Origin of the sequence: Deinococcus murrayi DSM 11303 (genome assembly GCF_000482805.1) — a bacterium.
GTDB lineage: Bacteria > Deinococcota > Deinococci > Deinococcales > Deinococcaceae > Deinococcus > Deinococcus murrayi.
In genome coordinates this window covers 132,063-150,668 of record NZ_KI519503.1, presented here as the reverse complement: position 1 = coordinate 150,668, position 18,606 = coordinate 132,063, and the positions used below count along the sequence as shown (strand labels likewise).

At 70.7% G+C, this 18,606-nt stretch carries 15 protein-coding genes; 6 read left to right on the top strand and 9 right to left on the bottom strand.

All coding sequences use genetic code 11. The features are described from left to right. The first annotated feature begins 2 nt into the window (after positions 1–2). Positions 3–929, top strand: coding sequence for a tyrosine-type recombinase/integrase (locus tag H565_RS0112180; protein WP_034409448.1), 927 nt, complete (start codon positions 3–5; stop codon positions 927–929). Here the strand turns inward: H565_RS0112180 and H565_RS0112175 are convergent. The 3 genes from H565_RS0112175 to H565_RS16155 form a co-directional block, all read right to left on the bottom strand. After that, positions 923–2,107: a VLRF1 family aeRF1-type release factor gene (locus H565_RS0112175; RefSeq protein WP_027461274.1), complete on the bottom strand. Its 1,185-nt coding sequence runs from the start codon at positions 2,105–2,107 to the stop codon at positions 923–925. The two genes, H565_RS0112180 and H565_RS0112175, sit on opposite strands and share 7 nt — an antisense overlap. Positions 2,108–2,254: 147 nt before the next feature. After that, positions 2,255–3,505 carry an MFS transporter gene (locus H565_RS15355; RefSeq protein ID WP_084542985.1) on the bottom strand — a complete coding sequence of 417 codons (1,251 nt, stop codon included), beginning with the start codon at positions 3,503–3,505 and terminating at the stop codon, positions 2,255–2,257. A gap of 35 nt (positions 3,506–3,540) precedes the next feature. Next, complete coding sequence (locus tag H565_RS16155; protein WP_281170901.1) at positions 3,541–6,210, bottom strand: ATP-binding protein; 2,670 nt, start codon at positions 6,208–6,210, stop codon at positions 3,541–3,543. 124 nt (positions 6,211–6,334) lie between these two features. Here H565_RS16155 and H565_RS0112160 point away from each other — a divergent pair, with 124 nt between their 5' ends. Beyond that, positions 6,335–7,282, top strand: coding sequence for a DUF808 domain-containing protein (locus tag H565_RS0112160; RefSeq protein WP_027461273.1), 948 nt, complete (start codon positions 6,335–6,337; stop codon positions 7,280–7,282). 15 nt (positions 7,283–7,297) lie between these two features. Here the strand turns inward: H565_RS0112160 and H565_RS0112155 are convergent, their stop codons facing one another. The 6 genes from H565_RS0112155 to ilvB form a co-directional block, all read right to left on the bottom strand. Further along, a complete protein-coding gene (locus tag H565_RS0112155) occupies positions 7,298–7,729 on the bottom strand; it encodes an arsenate reductase ArsC (RefSeq protein WP_027461272.1) in 432 nt (143 codons plus the stop codon). A gap of 169 nt (positions 7,730–7,898) precedes the next feature. After that, a complete protein-coding gene (locus tag H565_RS0112150; protein WP_027461271.1) occupies positions 7,899–9,443 on the bottom strand; it encodes a 2-isopropylmalate synthase in 1,545 nt (514 codons plus the stop codon). Positions 9,444–9,647: 204 nt separating this feature from the next. Beyond that, positions 9,648–10,658 carry a ketol-acid reductoisomerase gene (gene ilvC / locus H565_RS0112145; protein WP_027461270.1) on the bottom strand — a complete coding sequence of 337 codons (1,011 nt, stop codon included), beginning with the start codon at positions 10,656–10,658 and terminating at the stop codon, positions 9,648–9,650. 125 nt (positions 10,659–10,783) lie between these two features. Further along, positions 10,784–11,122 carry a cupin domain-containing protein gene (locus H565_RS0112140; RefSeq protein ID WP_027461269.1) on the bottom strand — a complete coding sequence of 113 codons (339 nt, stop codon included), beginning with the start codon at positions 11,120–11,122 and terminating at the stop codon, positions 10,784–10,786. Positions 11,123–11,170: 48 nt separating this feature from the next. Continuing rightward, positions 11,171–11,743 carry an acetolactate synthase small subunit gene (gene ilvN / locus H565_RS0112135; RefSeq protein ID WP_027461268.1) on the bottom strand — a complete coding sequence of 191 codons (573 nt, stop codon included), beginning with the start codon at positions 11,741–11,743 and terminating at the stop codon, positions 11,171–11,173. Continuing rightward, positions 11,740–13,464: a biosynthetic-type acetolactate synthase large subunit gene (gene ilvB / locus H565_RS0112130; RefSeq protein ID WP_051363599.1), complete on the bottom strand. Its 1,725-nt coding sequence runs from the start codon at positions 13,462–13,464 to the stop codon at positions 11,740–11,742. The genes ilvN and ilvB overlap by 4 nt, the downstream gene beginning before the upstream one ends. 293 nt (positions 13,465–13,757) lie before the next feature. On the opposite strand from ilvB, the gene ilvD reads away from it, so the two are divergent. The 4 genes from ilvD to leuB all read left to right on the top strand — a co-directional run bounded on the left by ilvD (position 13,758) and on the right by leuB (position 18,599). Further along, the gene (ilvD, locus tag H565_RS15345) at positions 13,758–15,524 is read left to right on the top strand and encodes a dihydroxy-acid dehydratase (protein ID WP_084542984.1); all 1,767 of its coding nucleotides are present in this window, start codon (positions 13,758–13,760) and stop codon (positions 15,522–15,524) included. A gap of 161 nt (positions 15,525–15,685) precedes the next feature. Then, positions 15,686–16,969, top strand: coding sequence for a 3-isopropylmalate dehydratase large subunit (locus H565_RS0112120; protein ID WP_027461266.1), 1,284 nt, complete (start codon positions 15,686–15,688; stop codon positions 16,967–16,969). Further along, complete coding sequence (locus H565_RS0112115; RefSeq protein ID WP_027461265.1) at positions 16,970–17,551, top strand: 3-isopropylmalate dehydratase small subunit; 582 nt, start codon at positions 16,970–16,972, stop codon at positions 17,549–17,551. It abuts the gene before it with no gap. Continuing rightward, on the top strand, positions 17,544–18,599 hold the full coding sequence (gene leuB / locus H565_RS0112110) for a 3-isopropylmalate dehydrogenase (RefSeq protein WP_027461264.1): 1,056 nt from the start codon (positions 17,544–17,546) through the stop codon (positions 18,597–18,599). The genes H565_RS0112115 and leuB overlap by 8 nt, the downstream gene beginning before the upstream one ends. Positions 18,600–18,606: the final 7 nt, after the last annotated feature.

Here is an 18,606-nt window from a genome sequence, read left to right as displayed (position 1 = left end):
TTATGGCTCCCTCACCCGATACGCTGCGGCGCTTGCTGGAACGGGGGGACCTCGCCGCGGCGCTGGACCTGCTGGCGACGGCGCTGCCCGGCCCGCCCACCGGCGCGACCCGCAAGAACGTGCTCAGCGGCTGGCGGGTGTTCGGGCGCTGGCTGGAGGCTGAGGGGCGCAGCCTGCTGAATGTGCCCGACCCCCCAGCCTTTGCCCAAGCCTACGCGGACTGGCTGGCGACCGAGTATGGCGGGGTGGCCGCGACGGTCAACAACCGCCTCGTGCAGGTCCGGCGTCTCTACCGGCTGCTGGGAGAGCTGGGGCTGGTGCAGGTGAACCCCTTCGTGAGCGTTCGGGGCCGTCCGCACGCCCCACACGAGCGCCGCCCGGTCTATACGGCGGACGAGGTCGCCCGGCTGCTGGAGCATGCTTCCGCCGAGGAACGGGCGCTTGTGCTGCTGGGGGCGCACGGCGGCCTGAGCGGGCCGGAGGTGCGGGACCTGACCTTCGGGGCGGTCGCGGAGGACCGCTCTAGCCTGCGCGTGGCGGGGCGAACGGTCGCCTGCACGCCGCAGTTGCGAGAGGCGCTGGACGCTTGGGCGCGGCTGCGGGGCGAGACCCCCCTGTACGGGCCGCCAGAAGGGTTGCTGTTTTCCCGCGGGGGGGCCGCCCTCAGCGACGCCGAGTTGCGGGCCAAAATCTTTCGGCTGTGCGGACGGGCGGGGGTGCCCTACCGGGCCTGGCACGCCCTGCGGCACGCGGCGGGCCTCAAGCTGCTGGCCGAGGACGCCACCCAGCGCGAGGTGACGGCGGCGCTGGGCCTGGGGAGCCGCACGGCGGTCAAGCCCCTCATTCAGCTCAGCAGTCGCCCCGACCTCACGGCGCGGTCAGCGCGGCGGGGCCAGGGCGGGCGCAAGCGGTCAGAGCCTGTTCAGTAGCGGGTCAGCGCGGCCAGGCCGCCGTATTCCCGCACCAGCCGCTCGGCGTGCTCGCCGTGAACCCGGCGCACCTCCAGCCCGTACAGCTCACGCAGTGGCGTCAGCACTTCCTCCAGGGTCACCCGCTCCATCAAGCTGCCGTCGAGGGGACTTTCAGTCACGTCCTTGCGGGCGGTGAAGTAGGGCACGTCGGGGTTGTGGCTGCGGAAGAGGTGCAGCTGCGAGCCGTCCTCCGGAATGACGAGCAGGGAGACGCGCCCCTGCTGGACCATCTCCAGGACGCGCTCCATTTCCATGACCCCTTCTTCCTGGAGCTGGGCCATCAGCCGGGCTTCATCCTCGCGGGCGAAGTCCTCCAGCAGCGGCAACAGGCGGTCGAGGATGGCCTGTTCGGGGGCGGTCCCGGTGCCAACCTCTACGTTCGTCTCGCCAATCACCGTGAAGGGGGCCGTGTCGGGGAGTTCGGCCCGAAACTCGGCGAGCCGAGCGACCGGACCGACCAGGACGAGGTGCCGCAGGTCCCGCGCCTTCAGCTCGGTCGCGAGCTGCGCGGCCATGTCGCTGTAAAAACGCTGTTGCAGAGCGTCGAGGTGACGCTGAAAGAACTCGACTCCGCTGTCGCTGCGCGGGCCAGTGCCCTGCCCGCTGAAGCCGCTGCCATCCTGGGCGCGGGCCGCCCCCGGCGCGCCGGGCACCGCCGTGGTGGAGGCCGTCAGCTCGTCGCGGTCCAGCTCGTCCAGCTCGGTGTGGCGCTCGCGGCGAATCTCGTGCAGCTCGCCCTGCTCGAAGACAAAGAACCGTGCCCAGTCGCGGTCGACGGCGAGCACCCCGGCGCGGGGCAGGGCCTGCGCCGCCTGCTCGACAAGCACCGGCAGGGGCCGCCCGAAGTGGAAGCGTTCGGGCAGGTCGAGCTGCACGTCAAAGCGCTCGTCGATGCCCTCGCCCAGCACGTACACGGCACTCTTGCCGCGGGCTTCGCGGGCGCGGGCCACGTCGTCCAGCAGGCGCTGACCCAGTGTGGGCGGCACGCCGAGGTCTGCCAGGGCACTCTTGACGCGGGTGGTCAGCGCCCCGCCGTGGTTCTCCGGGTCGGCGGGGTTGACGTGCACCACGGCCATCAGAACGGACGCGTCGCCCGGCAGGGCGCGGATACGGCTGAGGTCGTCGGGGGTAATCATGGGTCCTCCTTACGAAGCGTGAGAAGATGAGAAAGGCAGAGCGCGGAAAGGCACGGGGCGGGGTCCGTCCGACAGACTCCGCCCCGGCGGTGTATGGGCACCGACCCTTGGGCCAGGAAGACCCGGACCCGCTCTCGTGCCCCGACCCTACCCCGCCCCGCGGTCAGGAACCTGAGTGGCCCCTAAAGGCCCAGTGGTCGCTTGTCCCGGCCCTGCCTCCTCACCGCCCACCCGCACGAACCCTTCATAGAGCGCGAGCAGCAGCGCCGCGAGGACCGTGACCGACAGCCCGATAACCTCTAGCCCGCCCCAGCGAGAGAGCACCCCCACGAGCGCGGTGAGGGCCGCGCCCCCCAGCCCGGCAGCGGCGACCTGAAACCCGATGGCGCTGTCGGCGTGCGCCCCCCCGACCCGCCCCGGCGTGAGGCTGACCAGCGAGGCGAAGACGGGCGCGAGCGCCCCCCCGATGAGCATCAGTCCGGCCACCGCCAGGCTCGGCGTCGGCTCCAGCCAAAAGAGCAGGGCCCCCACCACGCTGGTCACCAGGCAGGCCCGCAGGGTCGCGACCAGCGGCACCCGGTGGGCGACCGTCCCAAAAAGAATCCGCCCCGCCATCAGGCTGCCCCAGTAGAGGCTCACGGCCAGCCCCGCCTGGGCGGGTGGTACCCCGCGCTCCAGGGTCATGAGCGAGTAGCTCCACTGTGCGGCGACCACCTCGACCCCGGTGTAGACGAAAAAGGTCAGCATCCCCAGCCACACGACCGGGCGGCGCAGCGTGTCGCGGGTGCGAGCGGGGTCAGGGGCCGGGGCCGCACCTGCCGAGGCGGACCCCGCCCAGCGCCGCCGGGTCAGAAAAAAGGTCAGCGCCAAGCCGAGCTGCGCCGTCCCCACCAGGACGTAACTCCAGCGCCAGCCCTGCCCCGCTCCCAGCACTGCCGTGACGATGAGCGGCCCCAAGGTGGTCCCCACCCCGAAACAGGCGTGCAGCCAGTTGAGGGTGCGGGCGCTAAAGTGCCGCGCCCCGTACGCGTTGAGTCCGGCGTCGACCGCGCCGCCCCCCAGCCCCGCCAGCACCGCAAACCCCAGCAGCACGGGCCAGGCAGAGGCCGCCGCAAACCCCAGCAGTGCCCCCGCCGCCGCCAGCGTCGAGAGCGCGAGCACCGTGCCGATGGGCATGACCCGCAGCAGCCGCCCACTCAGGAAGCTGGCGGTGAGATACCCCGCCGTCTGCGTGGCCGCGAGCAGTCCCAGGGCGTCCAGCGGCACCCCGAAGTCGCCCCGCATGGAGGGCCAGGCCACCCCCAACAGGCCATCGGGCAGCCCCAAGCTGACGAAGGCGAGAAAGGCGAGCAGGGCGAGCACGGAGGCGCGGGCAGGGGCGGCAGGCGGCGCGGTCATCGCCCCGCATTACAGCACCCCCGCCGGGGCCGCCCTTAGGCTGCGGGGAGGGTAAAGAAAAAGGTGCTGCCCTCGCCGGGCGTGCTCTGGACCCACAGCTGCCCCCCGTGCCGCTCCACAATCTTTTTGCACACCGCCAGCCCTATCCCCGTCCCCTCGTACGCCTCCCGACCGTGCAGCCGCTGGAAAATCACAAAAATCCGCTCCCAGTACTGCCGCTCTATCCCAATGCCGTTGTCCCGCACCGCAAAGCGCCACATCCCCCCCTCCCGCTGTGCCCACACGTGCACCGACGGCTCTACCCCTTCCCGGCGGTACTTCAGGCCGTTCGTCAGCAGGTTCTGGAACAACTGGTCGAGCTGATACGGGTCGGCCAGCACGCGGGGCAACGCCCCGCGGGTGACCTGCGCCCCCGCCCCTTGCGCCGCCTGGAGGCGGCGGCGCACCGTGTCAAAGACCTCGCTCGCGTCCACCACTTCTGGCTCGCGCTGCGCAGTGTGCACCCGTGAAAAGGCGAGCAGGTCGTCGACGAGGCGCTTCATGTGCTCGCCGCTGGTGATGATTTGGCCGAGGTACATCCGGCCCCGTTCGTCCAGCTGCTCGCCGTAGCGCCGCCCAATCAGCTCGGCAAAGCTGGTCATCGCCCGTATCGGCGCTTGCAGGTCGTGCGACGCCACATACGCAAACTGCTCTAGCTCCGCGTTGCTGCGCTCCAGCTCGGCATTGGCCTGCTCCAGTTCGGCGGTGCGCTCGGCGAGGAGGGCCACGCTCTCGGCCCGCTCCAGGGCAAGACCCAGATGGCTCACGACCGTCTCCAGGATGATGCGGTCGGTGCGGCTCCAGGGCCGTCCCTCGAACATCGCGGCGACGAGGACCCCCACCACCTCCCCCCGGCGCAACACCGGAAGCGAGGCGACGGTGCTCACGTGCTGCACCAGCTCCTGTGGGGTGTCGCTGCCCCGTGCGTAGGCGTCCTGGTAGTAGGGCTGCTGGGTGGCGGCGGGCAAGTCCACGCTGGGGGTCTGGCCCACCCGTGGCCCGGCATCGATAAAGGCTTGCAGGGCGGCATTCCGCACGTCCCCCACCTGCACCCGGTTGCGCCAGCGCTCACCGTCCTGCTCGTAGTACAGGGCGTAGCCGGGGGGCAGCAGCGAGAGCATCACCTCCTGAGCGCGGCGCACGAACACGCGGGGGTCACTCTGGGCGGCCAGGTCGCCCGTGAGGTGCGCGAAGGCTTCCAGGGCGCGGGTGCGGGCCGCAAGTTCGACATTCTGCCGCTCCAGCAGGGCGGTGGCCTCGGCCCGCTCCAGCGCGAGCTGAAAGCTGCGGCCCACCGCCCGCATCACGGTGCGCTCTTGCTCGGTCCAGCACCGAGCGGCGCGGGTGCCCACCGCCAGCAGCGAGCGGACCTCGCCCCCGATGGCGACGGGCACAAAGGCCCCCGCCCCGTAGTGCCGGGTGCTGGGCAGGGCGTGGGCCTCGCCGTCCCAGCCGTCCACAAAGACCGCCTCCCCCGACGCAAGGGCCTGTGCCAGGGGAGGAAGGTCCGCTGGGAGGCCCGCCCGAATCTGCGCGACGAGTTCCGGAGCCAGGTCGTCCGACCAAACCTGCGCCCGCCACAGCCGCCCTTCCGGTTCGTAGTAGCCCGCGCCGACGTGGCCCAGGGTGGTCCGCAGCACCCGAATGGCCTGCTCCGCGAGGACCGTCACGTCCGTCTGGGTGCCCACGGCCTCGCTAAAGGCGACGAAGGCGTCGAGCGCCGCCGCACGGGTTTGCAGTTCGTGGGTGGCGGCCCCGATGCGGCCTTCGAGTTCCATGGCCCGCACATGCCATTGCAGCTCGGCCTGTTCGCGCCGCTGCACCTCGGCCTGCGCCGCTTCCAGCGAGCGGGCCTGTTCGAGGGTCGCGGCGGCCAGCCGCGCGAACGGCGTAAGGAGCCGCTCATCCTCCGGGCTGAACGCGCCCGCCCCCCGGTCCCGCAGACGCAGCAAGCCGAGGGGGGTGCGCCCGTCCCGCCCCAGCAGCGGCACGGTCAAGTCGCCGCCTGTGGGGGTAAGAAGCTCGGCACCGTGCTCGGCGGCTCCCTCATCACGGGGAGAAAGGACCGTGATGGGCGGCGTCCCGTCCTCGCCCGATGTCAGGATGAGGGCCGCCTGCTGCGCCCCGACCAACGTGTGGGCTTCCTCGGCGATGACCTCCAGCGTGGCCCGCAGCCCCGTAGCCTGCCCCAACCGCAGCGCCGCCCGCGCCAGTCCTTCCAGGGCGTCGCGGCGGCCCCCCCGCGCCAGCTGCCCCAACTGCCACGCCGCCTGCGCCGCGAACTGCCGGGCGAGGCAGCGCTCCTCCTCGCCGGGAGGCTGCGGCCAGGCCACCCCCAGCAGCCCCCGGCCACCCCCCTCCCCGGCCCAGAAGGGCAGCAGCGCGACGCCGCCCGCCGGGGACACCTGCCCCGCGCCGCACGGCCAGACGGCCCGCAGCGCCGCCTCGTCCGGCCACGGCGCTCCCTCCCCTACCTGGGCAGTGGGGTGAGCGGGGTACTCTGCTTGTGTCTCCGGCACCCACCACACCGCGACGGGGACCCGCAGGGCCGCGTGCGCCTGGGCCAACAAGGTCTCCAGCACCTCTGCGGGGTGCCGAGCTTCGGCGAAAGCTTCAGCAGCCGCCAGCAAGCGGTCAGAGGGGACAGAGGTGGGCGGGCGGACCATGCGCGCAGCATAAAGGTGTCGCGGCTAAGGGAGCGGCCATGCACTACCCTGGAGGCCTGATGGTCTCCAGACGCGCTCCGGCTGCCCCGCTCTCCACTTCCCTGCCTCGCCAGGGGGTCTCCCCGTGAGTGGCGGCCTCGTCGCTTTGCTCGATGACGTGGCGGCCATCGCCAAGCTCGCGGCGGCTTCGGTCGACGACATCGGCGCGGCAGCGGGCCGCGCCGGGGCCAAGGCGGTGGGGGTTGTCGTAGACGACACGGCGGTCACACCCCGTTATGTCACCGGGTTCACGCCCGACCGCGAGCTGCCCATCATCTGGCGGATTGCGCGGGGGTCGCTGCGCAACAAGGTCGTCTTTATCCTGCCCGCTGCGCTGCTGCTGAGTCAGTTTTTGCCGGGGGCCATCACCCCCATCCTGATGCTGGGCGGGGCTTATCTCTGTTATGAGGGGGCCGAAAAGGTCTACGAAGCCCTCGGCGGCGGCCACCAGGGTCACGGGGACGACGCTCCCGCCGCGGCCTCCGGGCAGGCCCGCGAGGAACAGATGGTCGCCGGAGCCATCCGCACCGACTTCATCCTCTCGGCAGAAATCATGGCCATCTCGCTCGCCGAGGTCGCCGACCAAACCCTGTGGCTGCGGGCCGCCACGCTGCTGGTGGTGGCGTTCGTCATCACCGCGCTCGTGTACGGGGTCGTGGGCCTGATTGTGAAGATGGACGATTTCGGCTTGCGGCTGGCCCAGGGCGAGTCGGGCGCGGGACGTTCGTTCGGGCGCGGGCTGGTGCGCGGGATGCCCAAGGTGCTCGCGGCCCTCGCCGTGGTCGGCACCGCCGCCATGCTGTGGGTGGGCGGGCACATCATCCTCGCTGGGTTGGAGAAGTTCGGCCTGGAGGCTCCCCTGCACGTGATTCACGACCTCGCCGTCGGAATGGGGCGAACCATGCCCTTTGCCGGGGGGGTCGTCACCTGGCTGGTCGAGACGCTGGGGTCGGGCCTGTTTGGCCTGCTGGTGGGGGCCGTCATCGTGGCCGCGCTGCACCTGCGACCGGGAGCGCGAGCGCACGCACACTGAGCCGACCCAGAGCGCTTACCGCTCGCCCCGGCCCAGCTCGCGCAGCCAAGCTTGCACGCGGGCTTCGGCCGCATCCCGGACTTGCCGGAAGACGGCGAGCCGCGCCGCTTCGTCGCCCTGAGCCGCAGCGGGGTCGGGCAAAGCCCAGGAGACGCGATACGACGCGTGCGGAAAGACCGGGCAGTTGGCCTCGGCCCGGTCACAAACGGTGATGACGTAGGTGAAATGCTCGCCCAGCAGGGGCCGCACGCCCTTGGCGAAGAGATGGGCCGTGGAAAACCCGCGCTCTTCGAGCACGCGCCGAGTGAGGGGATGCACCTCGCCCGGCTCTAGACCCGCCGAACTCACCCGGTAGCGGCCCTCTCCATGGTGCTCTAGCAACACTTGGGCCATCTGCGAGCGGGCCGTGTTGCCCGTACAGACAAACAGAACCGAAGGGGGATTCATCGGAACTCCTTGAGGGAAAGTCCCCTGGCAGGGGCAACCGCAGTGACCCGAAGTGCACTCAGAAATAACGGTTGGGTCGCATGGATGACCCCGGCTCTTCCGGTACCTCTCGCGCCCTCTTTCATCAAATGCAGTTTATCAGTGAAGTGGGCGGCTGGGGCCAGGGCCACTACACCGACGCCTGGGTCACCCCGCGGCTCTTGCCCATTCCGGCGACGACCTGGTTGATGATGCGCAACCAGGCGCGGGCGCTGGCCTCCACGACATCGGTCGCCACGCCCGTCCCGTGCAGGCTGGTCTCGCCGTGCCGAGCGGCGATGCTGACCTCACCCACTGCGTCGCCGCCGCCCGTGACGGCCTGGATGCGGTAGCTCTCCAGCACCGGGTGAATGCCGGTGAGGCGTCCGATGGCCTGAAACGCCGCCTCGACCGGGCCGTCGCCGTGCGCGGTGGCCTCGGCAGAGCCGTGCGGGGTCTTCAGGCGCACGAAGGCGACCGGGGTCATGTTCATGCCGGAGGTAATCTGAAAGCCCTCCAGGGCGAAGGTCTGCGGCACGTCGCTGCGGCTGTCGACGAGCGCCCGCAGGTCGTCGGCAGAGACCTGCCCCTTGCGGTCAGCGAGGTCCTTGAAGCGGGCGAACAGCGCCCCGATGCGGTCTTCCTCCAGCGCGTACCCCAGGTCGGCGAGCGCCTTGCGGAAGGCGGCCCGCCCCGAATGCTTGCCCATCACCAGCACGGCGGCCTCGCGGCCCACCTGCTCGGCCCGCATGATTTCGTAGGTCTCGCGGGCCTTGAGGACCCCGTCTTGGTGAATGCCCGACTCGTGGGCAAAGGCGTTGTCGCCCACGACCGCCTTGTTGGGCTGCACCGGCATCCCGCTCAGGCGGCTGACCAGCCGCGAGGCGCGGTACAGCTCGCGGGTGCGGATGCCCGTAGAAAAGCCGTAGGCGTCCGCCCGCGTCTGGAGGGCCATCACGATTTCTTCCAGACTGGCGTTTCCGGCCCGCTCGCCGATGCCGTTCACCGTGCACTCGATTTGCCGCGCTCCCCCCTCGGCGGCGGCGAGCGAGTTGGCGACCGCCAGCCCCAGGTCGTCGTGGCAGTGGGCCGAGAGGACGACGTGCTCCGGCAGCTCGGCCCGCAAGTACGCGAAGAGCGAGCGAATCTCGGCGGGGGTCGCGTAGCCCACCGTGTCGGGGACATTCAGGGTGGTTGCCCCCGCCTCGGCAGCGGCCAAAAAGACCCGCCGCAGGAACTCTGGCTCCGAGCGGGTGGCGTCCTCTGCGCTGAACTCCACGTCGTCCACAAAGGAGCGCGCCAGCCGCACCGCCTCGACCGCCCGCTCCACCACGGCGTCCGGCGTGAGGTTCAACTTGCGGGTCATGTGGATGGGGCTGGTGGCGATAAAGGTGTGGATGCGGGGTTTGTCGGCGGCCTCCACCGCCCGCGCCGCCGCCTCGATGTCGGCACGGTGGGCACGGGCGAGCGCCGCGATGACCGGGCCGCGCACCTCGCGGGCGATGCGCGATACCCCCTCCAGGTCGCCGGGGCTGGCGATGGGAAAGCCCGCCTCGATGACGTCCACCCCCAGCCGGGCGAGCTGGTGGGCGATTTCCAGCTTCTGCCCGTGCTGGAGGGCCACGCCGGGCGACTGCTCGCCGTCGCGCAGGGTAGTGTCGAAGATGCGGATGCGGGCGGGGTCAACCTGGGTCATGGGGCCTCCTGAACGTGAGCGCCAAGAACAAAGAACAAAGAAAAAGCCCCCGGAGGGCACTTCCTCCGGGGGGTGGGCACTTCCTCGCCGCCGCTCACTCCACCGGAGGAACGGGAAGAAGAAGGGCGCGGGGGGCGAACATGAGCTGAGTGTAGGGGGTACGGGGGCGGGGGGGCGGGGGGCTTGTCTGCACGGGTGGCAGCGCTAGACCTCCAGCTCCCGCTTCTCGATAAAGGGCATCTTCGCCCGCAGCTCGGCCCCCACCTGTTCGAGGAGGTGGCCGCGCATCTTCCGGCGCTGCTCCTGCATGAAGGGGAATCCGGCTTCGGCGTCAGCGACGAAGCGCTCGGCGAAGCGGCCCTGCTGGATGTCCGCGAGCACGTCTTTCATGGTCGCCTTGGTCTCGTCCGTGATGATGCGCGGCCCGGTCACGTAGTCACCGAACTCGGCGGTGTTGGAGATGGAGTGGCGCATCCCGGCAAAGCCCTTCTCGTAGATGAGGTCCACGATCAGCTTGACCTCGTGCAGGGTCTCGAAGTAAGCGATTTCGGGTTGGTACCCGGCTTCGACCAGCGTCTCGAAGCCCGCCTGGATAAGGTGGGTGACCCCGCCGCACAGCACCGACTGCTCGCCGAAGAGGTCGGTTTCGGTTTCCTCCCGGAAGGTGGTCTCCAGCACGCCCGCCCGCGTGCAGCCGATGCCGCGGGCATAGGCCAGGGCGAGCGCCCGCGCCCCCCCGGTCGCGTCCTGGGCGACGGCAAAGATGCCGGGCATCCCGCTGCCATCCGCGTACAGGCGGCGCAGCATGTGGCCCGGTCCCTTGGGGGCAACCAGAAACACGTCTATCCCGGCGGGCGGCGTGATGCGCCCGAAGTGAATGTTGAAGCCGTGTCCGAAGGCGAGGGCCTGGCCGGGACGCAGGTGGGGAGCGATGCTGCGGGCGTACACCTCCGGCTGGGCCTCGTCGGGGATGAGGAGCATGACCACGTCGGCCTCGCGGGTGGCCTCCTCGACGGTGGTCACCCGCAGGCCCGCTTGCTCGGCCTTGGGGCGGCTCGCGGACCCCTCGCGCAGCCCGACGACCACGTTCAGGCCGCTGTCGCGCAGGTTCTGGGCGTGGGCATGGGCCTGAGAGCCGTAGCCGATGATGGCCACCAGCCGCTCCTCGATGGGCGAGAGGTCGACGTCACGGTCGTAGTACAGGGTCGCGGGCATGGGGGGATTCTCCTCCAAAACGTGAGGGAAAGCAGGGTTGCGGGCTAGAGGGGCCGGGGGAGGCGCGGGCGGGTCGCCCCTGTCCCGCGCTTCCCCCAGCCCCTCGTGGAAACGGACTCTTCGGCTTACTCGTCCCGCCCGTGCACCTGGGCGGGCGGGTGGGTGGCTTCCACCGCCGTAAACGTGTCGAGGATGCGGTACCGGTGGCTGGCCCCCCGCGGCACCACCCAGGAGTTGCCGGGTTCGAGCAGCAGCATGGAGCCTTCCAGGTGCAGCTCGGCGCGGCCCGCGATGACGTAGCCCACCGTCTCGTAGGGGCGGGTGTGAACCTCGTCCCCCTCGCCGGGCGGCTCGTCCTCCCACAGCCGCATGGAGAGCGTCTTGCCGCTGGCGAGGTACTTCTGGCCGTCCGGTCCCTTGGGCGAGTGGCGGGCATCGACCTTCTGGGCGCTGGTGTCGCTCATAGGAGGCAGTATCGGGGAGGCGGGGACGGGGACGGAAACAGAAAACGGTCATGAACGTAGGGAAGCCTCGCCCTCCGCGAGCGCGGGCGTCAGCGCCCGGCTCTGGCCGCCGTGATAGACGTGGGCCGGAATGTCGGCGTTCGAGCCGCGGGTGAGGGCCACCCGCCCGGTCCGCATCGTCTCGATGATGCCGAAGGGGCGCATCTGTTCGAGAAAGGCGGTGACCTTGCCCTCATCGCCGGTCACCTCGAAGGTGAGCGCCCGGCGGCCCACATCCACGATGCGGGCGCGGAAGTCCTCGGCAATCTGCCGAACCTCCACCCGGCTTTCGGGGGTAATCGCCACCTTGACGAGCAGCAGCTCGCGGTCCACGAACTTCTCCAGGCTGTGGTCTATGACGTGCAGCACGTCATGCAGCTTTTCGAGCTGGCGCATCGCCTGCACGACGACCGCCCGTTCCCCGGTCACCACGCAGGTCAGGCGGCTGACCCCCGGCTGCTCGGTCGTGCCCACCGACAGGCTGCGGATGTTGTATCCCCGGCGGCCAAACAGCGAGGTGATGCGCGTGAGTACCCGCGGTTCGTCGCGCACCAGGACGCTCAGGAGGTGGTCGGCGCTCATGCGGGGCCTCCCGCCACGGGGGACCGGGGGTCGGTTTCCAGCATCTCGCTCAGGGCGGCTCCGGCGGGCACCATCGGGAAGACGCCGTGCTCGTTCGGCACCACGACCTCCAGCAGGGCACTCCCATCGTGGGCGAGCCAGGCGCTGATGGCCTCCTCCAGGTCGGCGGCATTGTCGGCCCGCCAGCCGGGAAGGCCGTAAGCGTCCGCCAGCTTGAGGAAATCGGGGTTGGAATCCCCCAGGTAGACCTCCGAGTAGCGCCGCTCGTGGAAGAGTTCCTGCCACTGCCGGACCATCCCCAGATAAGAGTTGTTCACCACGCAAATCTTGACGTTGCGAATGCCGTACTTCGTCAGGGTGGCGAGTTCCTGGGCGGTCATCTGAAAGCCGCCGTCCCCGGCCACCACCATGCAGGTGACTTCCGGCTCGGCCAGGGCCGCGCCGATGGCCGCCGGAAAGCCGAAGCCCATGGTGCCCAGGCCCCCCGACGTCAGCCAGCGCCGGGGCTTTTGGAAGCGGGCGAGCTGGGCGGCGAGCATCTGGTGCTGGCCCACATCCGTGCTGAGGATGTCGTTCGGCCCCAACCGCGAGACGACCTGCCGCACCGCCTGCGCCGCCCCCCAGTGGTCGGGGTGCCCGCCGCGGGTGCGCCACTCGGCGAGGCGGGCTTCCCAGTCGGGCCGCCGGGGGGGGTCCCCCGCTCCCGCCCGCCCCGCCAGGAGCCGCGCCACCTGTCCCGCGTCGCCCCGGATGGGCAGGTGCGTGGGCACGATTTTGCCGATTTCGGCAGCGTCGAGGTCCACATGGACGATGCGGGCGTGGGGGGCAAAGCCGCTCACCCGCCCGGTGACCCGGTCGTCAAAGCGCAGGCCGAGGCCGACGATGAGGTCGGCTTCGGAGATGGCGCGGTTGGCCGCAACCGAGCCGTGCATCCCCGGCATCCCCAGCCACAGGGGGTCAGAGGCGGGAAAGGCCCCCAGCCCCATCAGGGTGGTAATCGTCGGCAGGCCCCAGGCCCGCGCCAGGGCCGTCACCTCGGCGGCGGCTCCCTGCGCCCCGCCCCCCAGCATGAGCACGGGCCGCGCGGCTCCGCGCAGCAGCTCGGCGGCGGCCTCCACCCGCGCCGGGTCGGGGGTGGGCGCGGGCGGGAGGGGATGCGGGGGGGTCACTGCCCCGGCAAAGGGGGCGAGCTGCACGTCCTTGGGGATGTCGACGAGCACCGGGCCGGGCCGCCCCGACCGGGCGATGCGAATCGCCTCGGCCAGGATGCCCGGCAGGTCTGCGGCGTCCTGCACGACGTAGTTGTGTTTGGTGACCGGAAGGGTGATGCCCGTGATGTCGGCCTCCTGAAAGGCGTCCGTGCCCATCAGGGAGCGGGGCACATTCCCAGTGATGGCGAGCAGGGGCACCGAGTCCATCAGCGCGTCCGCCAGCCCGGTGACCAGGTTGGTGGCCCCCGGCCCGCTCGTCGCCAAGCAGACCCCCAGGCGGCCCGTCGCCCGCGCCCAGCCCTCCGCCGCGTGGATGGCCCCCTGCTCGTGGCGGGCCAGGATATGCCGGATGTCGGGAAACAGCGTCAAGGCGTCGTACACGGGCATAATCGCCCCGCCGGGATAGCCGAAGACGGTCGTGACCCCGTGCGCGGCGAGGCTGTGCCACAGGGCCTGGGCACCGTTGGCCGGAGCGCCGCTGGGGGACGGGGTGGGGGGGGCGTGGCTCATGGGTGGACCTCCTCTGGAAAGGTGGGGTGGGAAAGCGAAGCCCCCCGCGCCCTGGGGAGGGAAGCGGGGGGAGTGCGGGCGGGTACGCGGCGAAAAGCCTCTAGCGTCCGGACTCCCCGGAGCTAAGAAGAATGACCGGCACGCGGCGGGCGGGCATGGGCCGAGGGTACCGGGCGCGGGGGGCCGGGGGGCAGCGGGCGCTCTAGACGAGTCGCCCAGGCCCCCCACTCGTCTGCCCTACCCGTCTGGGCAAGCCCACCCCTCCCCTTCCCCGCGGCGCGTTAGGGTGGCCCATGGGAGAGACGTCCGCGCCGCCGCGCCGCAGCGACACCATCAAGTCGGGCTTCGAGCGTGCCCCCCACCGCAGCCTGTTGCGGGCGACCGGGGTCATCGAGCGCGAGAGCGATTTCGGCAAGCCCTTTATCGCGGTGTGTAACAGCTACATCGACATCATTCCGGGGCACGTGCACCTTCAGGAGTTTGGGCGGGTGGTCAAGGCAGCCATCCGCGAGGCGGGCGGCATCCCCTTCGAGTTCAACACCATCGGGGTCGACGACGGCATCGCGATGGGGCACGCGGGCATGAAGTACAGCTTGCCCAGCCGCGAGTTGATTGCCGACTCGGTCGAAACGGTCGTGCAGGCGCACCAGTTCGACGCGATGGTCTGCATTCCCAACTGCGACAAGATTGTGCCGGGCATGCTGATGGGTGCGATGCGCTGCGACATCCCCACCATCTTCGTGAGCGGCGGGCCGATGCTGCGCGGCCTGAGCAAAAAAGGCGAGCGGCTTGACCTCACCAAGATGTTCGAGGCAGTCGGAGCGTATCAGGCGGGGCGGCTCGACGAGGACACCCTGCGCGACATGGAGCAGCATGCCTGTCCGACCTGCGGAAGCTGCTCCGGCATGTTCACCGCGAACTCCATGAACTGCCTGTGCGAGGCGCTGGGCCTGAGCTTGCCCGGCAACGGGTCCATCCCGGCGACCGACCCCCGGCGACATGAGCTCGCGCGGGCGGCAGCCCGGCAGGTGCTGGTGCTGCTGGAGCGCGGCCTCACCCCCCGGCAAATCGTCACTGCCGAGGCCATCGACAACGCCTTTGCCCTCGACATGGCGATGGGCGGCTCGACGAACACGGTGCTGCACACCCTCGCCATCGCCCACGAAATCGGGGTGGAGTATCCGCTCTCGCGGCTGAATGAGGTCTCCGACCGGGTCGCCAACCTGTGCAAGCTCGCCCCCATGAGCGACTTTCACATGCAGGACCTCGACGAGGTGGGCGGGGTCAGCGTCATCCTGAGGGAGCTGTTCGCCCAGGAAGGGGTGATGCACCGCGGCTGCCTGACAGTGACCGGGCGCACCCTGGAGGAGAACGTCGCGGACGCCCCCGCCCCCGACGGGGAGGTCGTGCGCTCCTGGGAAGGGGCTTACTCGCGCACCGGGGGCCTGCGGCTGCTGTTCGGCAACCTCGCGCCGGAGGGCGGGGTCGTGAAGTACGCGGGGGTGGTGCCCGCCATGCGCCGCTTTGAGGGCGAGGCCATCGTTTACGACTCCATGGAGGCCGCGAACGCGGGCATCCTGGGGGGCGAGGTGCGGGCCGGGCACGTGGTCGTCATCCGCTACGAGGGGCCGCGGGGTGGGCCGGGGATGCAGGAGATGCTCTCGCCGACCGCCAACATCGCCGGGATGGGCCTGGGCGAGAGCGTGCTGCTGCTCACCGACGGGCGCTTCAGCGGGGCGACGCGGGGCGGCTCGGTGGGCCACATCTCCCCGGAGGCGAGCGCAGGCGGCCCCATCGCCCTGGTCGAGAACGGCGACCGCATCCGGGTGGACATGGACGCGGGCACGCTGGACCTGCTCGTCCCCGACGAGGAACTCGCCCGGCGGCGGGAAGGGTGGCAGCCCGTCGTCAAGCCCATTCCGGGCCGCTGGCTGAAGCGCTATGCCCGGCTGGTCACGAGCGGGAGCCGGGGAGCGGTGCTCGACGAGGGCGAACTGACGCGGGAGACCTCCTTGAGCAGACAGGTCCCCGCCACCCCCGCCCCCGCCCGGCTAGGCTAGGCCCCATGTTCAGCGTGCCCACGAGCCAGAAGCGTGCCCTAAAGGGGCTGCTTCTTCGCTGGGGGCGCTGAGCGCGAGGCCCTACGCGTTCTCCTTCGCCCCCCGGAGTCCTAGTCACTCCGGGGGGCTTCGCCTTTTTTCCCCGCAGGAGGTCTTTCCAGATGGGCATGACGATGGCACAGAAGATTCTGGCGGCCCGCAGCGGCCACGCCGAGGTGGTACCGGGGCAACTGATCGAGTGCGCGACCGACCTCGTGCTCTGCCACGAAATCACCACCCCGGCGGCCCTGCGGATGCTGGAGGAGCGGGGGATGAACCGGGTGTTCGACCCCGCGAAAATCGTGGCGATTCCTGACCACTCGGTGCCCGCCATGAACATCAAGGCCGCCAAGATGTACCAGAAGCTCAAGTCCTGGGTGCAGGAACAGGGCATCCACCACTTCTACGACGTGGGACGCGGCGGCATCGCGCACGTGGTGCTGGAGGGCAGCGGCCTGCTGAGGCCCGGCATGACCCTGGTGAGCGGCGACTCGCACACCTGCAACGGGGGGGCGCTGGGGGCCTTTGCGACGGGCGTGGGCAGCACCGACCTCGCCGGGGCCATCTACGCGGGCCGGGTGTGGTTCAAGGTGCCGGAGACGATGCTGATTCGGGTGACCGGAGAGCTGCAACCGGGCGTGACGCCCAAAGACCTCGTGCTGGAGGTCATCCGGCGCATCGGGGCGGACGGGGCGAACTACCTGGTCATGGAGTGGACCGGAGACACCATCGACCGCATGGACATGGAGGGCCGCTTCACCCTGACGAACATGGCGATTGAAGCGGGCGGCAAGACGGGCATCATCGCGGTGGACGACACCACGCGGGCCTACCTCGCGGCGCGGGGCGTCACCCCGGACCTGTACACCGAGTACACCTCCGACCCCGACGCCGAATACCGGGTGGTCATCGAGCTGGACGCTTCCGCAGTCGAGCCGACGGTCGCCTACCCGCACATCCCCAGCAATGGCCGGGTGGCGGGCACGGACGCCGTGCCGATTACCCACGCCTACGTCGGAAGCTGCACGAACGGGCGCATCTCCGACCTGCGCGAGGTGGCCCACATCCTGAGGGGGCGGCGGGTCGCGGACGGCGTGCAGATGATCGTGGTCCCGGCGACCCAGGCCGTCTACCAGCAGGCGGCGCGAGAAGGGCTGCTGGAGGTCTTCGTGGCGGCGGGGGCCAGCGTGAGCTATCCGAGCTGCGGCGCCTGCTTGGGAATGCATTCGGGCGTGCTGGGGCCGGGGGACGTGTGCATTTCCAGTTCCAACCGCAACTTTGTCGGGCGGATGGGCGACCCCTCCGCGCAGATTTACCTCGCCTCGCCCGCGACGGTGGCGGCGAGCGCGGTGGCGGGCGTCATCGCGGACCCGCGCGAGTACGCCCCCCGGCAGGAGGTGGCCTGAATGCCCCGCGTCCACGTGTTCGCCCGCGACCACATCAACACCGACGAAATCATCCCCGCCCGGCACCTCACCACCGACGTGGAGAGCGAACTCGCCCGCTACGCGATGGAGGACTACGACCGCGAGTTCGTGCGGCGGGTGCGCCCCGGCGACCTCATCATTGCCGGGGCCGACTTCGGCTGCGGCTCCAGCCGCGAGCACGCGGTCTGGGCGCTGCGTGGGGCGGGGGTGGGAGCCGTGATCGCCCCCAACTTCGCCCGCATCTTTTACCGCAACGCGATCAACAACGGCTTCCTCGCGCTGGAGTGCGCGGGCATTGTCGAGGCCTTTCAGGACGGCGACGAGGCGGTCCTCGACCTCGCGGGCGGGACGATCACAAATCTCCGCACCGGGCAGACGCTCCGGTTCGTGCCCGTGCCGCCCTTTGCCCTGGCCGTACAGCGGGCGGGCGGCTGGCTGGAGTACATGCGCGAGCAGGATGCGGGGGCCGCCGGAACCCCCACCCCTCCCAGCCTCAACACCCCCAGCACCGAGGCCGGACACGGCCACCCCGGAACCCCCCAGGAGGATGCCCATGCCTAAGATTGTCACCCTGCCCGGAGACGGCATCGGTCCCGAAGTCATCGCTGCCGCCGTTGCCGTGCTGCGGGAGGTCGCCCCCGACCTCACCCTCGAAGAGCACCTCATCGGCGGGGCCGCCATCGAGGAGACGGGCGAGCCGCTGCCCGCAGAGACCAAGAAGGCCGTGCGCGAAGCCGACGCCGTGCTGCTGGGCACCGTGGGCGGCCCGCCGGACTCGCCCTGGAACCGGCTGCCGCGCCCGCAGCGGCCTGAATCCGGGCTGCTCGCGCTGCGGCGGATGATGGGCTGCTACGCCAACCTGCGCCCGGTGCGGGTGCTGCCGGGCCTGGAGCACCTCTCGCCCCTGAAGCCGGAGCGGGCGCGGGGGGTCGACATCCTCATCGTGCGCGAGCTGCTGGGCGGCCTGTACTTTGACGGGGACCGGCGGCTTGACGGCGACGCGGCGCACAACACCATGCGCTACACGCGGGCCGAAATCGAGCGGGTGGCGCGGGTGGCCTTTTGGGCGGCAGAGCAGCGCCGGGGCCGGGTCACCTCGGTGGACAAGGCCAACGTGCTGGAGGTCTCCGAGCTGTGGCGCGGGGCCGTGCAGGACGTGCACGACCGCCAGTACCGCGCCCTGACCCTCAACCACGAATACGTGGACAGCGTGGCGATGCTCCTCGTCAGTGACCCCAGCCGCTATGACGTGGTGCTCACCGAAAACCTCTTCGGAGACATCCTCTCGGACCTCGCGGCGGTCATTCCCGGCAGCCTGGGGCTGATGCCCTCGGCCAGCCTGGGGGACGGGCCGGGCCTCTTTGAACCCGTGCACGGCTCGGCCCCTGACCTCGCCGGGCGGGGGGTCGCCAACCCGGCGGCGGCCATTCTCAGCGCGGCGATGCTCCTGCGGCACGGCCTGAAGCGTCCGGCCCTCGCCAACCACGTCGAGGGGGCGGTCGCGCGGGCGCTGCGGGCCGAACCCACCGCCGACCTGGGCGGACGGGCGAGCACCGAGGCCTTTACGGAGGCGGTGCTGGAAAATGTACAGGTCATGAGCGGGGCGTAAGGGGCGG

What these genes read in the sequence shown, in the direction of transcription:
- H565_RS0112180 (WP_034409448.1), top strand. Translation starts at nt 3, where the DNA reads ATGGCTCCCTCACCCGATACGCTGCGGCGCTTGCTGGAACGGGGGGAC.
- H565_RS0112175 (WP_027461274.1), bottom strand. Translation starts at nt 2,107, where the DNA reads ATGATTACCCCCGACGACCTCAGCCGTATCCGCGCCCTGCCGGGCGAC.
- H565_RS15355 (WP_084542985.1), bottom strand. Translation starts at nt 3,505, where the DNA reads ATGACCGCGCCGCCTGCCGCCCCTGCCCGCGCCTCCGTGCTCGCCCTG.
- H565_RS16155 (WP_281170901.1), bottom strand. Translation starts at nt 6,210, where the DNA reads ATGGTCCGCCCGCCCACCTCTGTCCCCTCTGACCGCTTGCTGGCGGCT.
- H565_RS0112155 (WP_027461272.1), bottom strand. Translation starts at nt 7,729, where the DNA reads ATGAATCCCCCTTCGGTTCTGTTTGTCTGTACGGGCAACACGGCCCGC.
- H565_RS0112150 (WP_027461271.1), bottom strand. Translation starts at nt 9,443, where the DNA reads ATGACCCAGGTTGACCCCGCCCGCATCCGCATCTTCGACACTACCCTG.
- ilvC (WP_027461270.1), bottom strand. Translation starts at nt 10,658, where the DNA reads ATGCCCGCGACCCTGTACTACGACCGTGACGTCGACCTCTCGCCCATC.
- H565_RS0112140 (WP_027461269.1), bottom strand. Translation starts at nt 11,122, where the DNA reads ATGAGCGACACCAGCGCCCAGAAGGTCGATGCCCGCCACTCGCCCAAG.
- ilvN (WP_027461268.1), bottom strand. Translation starts at nt 11,743, where the DNA reads ATGAGCGCCGACCACCTCCTGAGCGTCCTGGTGCGCGACGAACCGCGG.
- ilvB (WP_051363599.1), bottom strand. Translation starts at nt 13,464, where the DNA reads ATGAGCCACGCCCCCCCCACCCCGTCCCCCAGCGGCGCTCCGGCCAAC.
- ilvD (WP_084542984.1), top strand. Translation starts at nt 13,758, where the DNA reads ATGGGAGAGACGTCCGCGCCGCCGCGCCGCAGCGACACCATCAAGTCG.
- H565_RS0112120 (WP_027461266.1), top strand. Translation starts at nt 15,686, where the DNA reads ATGGGCATGACGATGGCACAGAAGATTCTGGCGGCCCGCAGCGGCCAC.
- H565_RS0112115 (WP_027461265.1), top strand. Translation starts at nt 16,970, where the DNA reads ATGCCCCGCGTCCACGTGTTCGCCCGCGACCACATCAACACCGACGAA.
- leuB (WP_027461264.1), top strand. Translation starts at nt 17,544, where the DNA reads ATGCCTAAGATTGTCACCCTGCCCGGAGACGGCATCGGTCCCGAAGTC.